Source organism: Vibrio sp. 811 (genome assembly GCF_033339195.1).
In genome coordinates, this window is the sequence record NZ_JAWOUB010000649.1 from 1 (window position 1) to 594 (window position 594).

1 protein-coding gene is annotated in these 594 nt (G+C 49.5%); it reads left to right on the top strand.

Annotation, left to right across the window (positions count from 1 at the left end):
- The coding region (locus tag R7Q46_RS28615; RefSeq protein WP_318078500.1) for a histidine kinase dimerization/phospho-acceptor domain-containing protein at positions 1-594 on the top strand (594 nt) is incomplete at both ends.

Sequence of the window (594 nt, forward strand, 5' to 3'; positions counted from 1 at the left end):
GCTAGGCTCACCAACCGAAGTACGCCTGCTGCTAGGTAGTGAAAGCTACATTTTGTGGATGCACATCGAGAAGCTGCCCAATTCCATTATTCGCATCCCGCTGTCTGAGCTGCAAGAAGAGGACTTTGCGCCGCTATTTCGTAACAGCCTGATCATGGCGCTATTAATTATCGCAGGTGGTTGGTTGTTTATTCGCTTGCAAAACCGGCCATTATTGGCGTTGCAACGAGCGGCAGAAGGCGTTGGGAGAGGGGAAATTCCCCCACCGCTACCAGAAAAAGGCGCATCGGACATTCGTTCGGTAACTCGTGCGTTTAACCAGATGTCGAAAGGGATTCAAGAGCTCGAAGAAGACCGCGCTCTGTTAATGGCAGGAATCAGTCATGATTTACGTACGCCGCTGACGCGAATTCGTCTCGCTACTGAAATGATGTCGCCAGAAGACAGCTATTTGGCGGAAGGGATCATCAGTGACACTGAAGAGTGCAATGAGATCATCAGTCAATTTATGGATTATCTAAAGCCTGTAAACAAAGAATCGTTTGAGTCGGTTGATGTCAGCACCATCGCTAGTGACGTGGCGAGCTCTGAAGG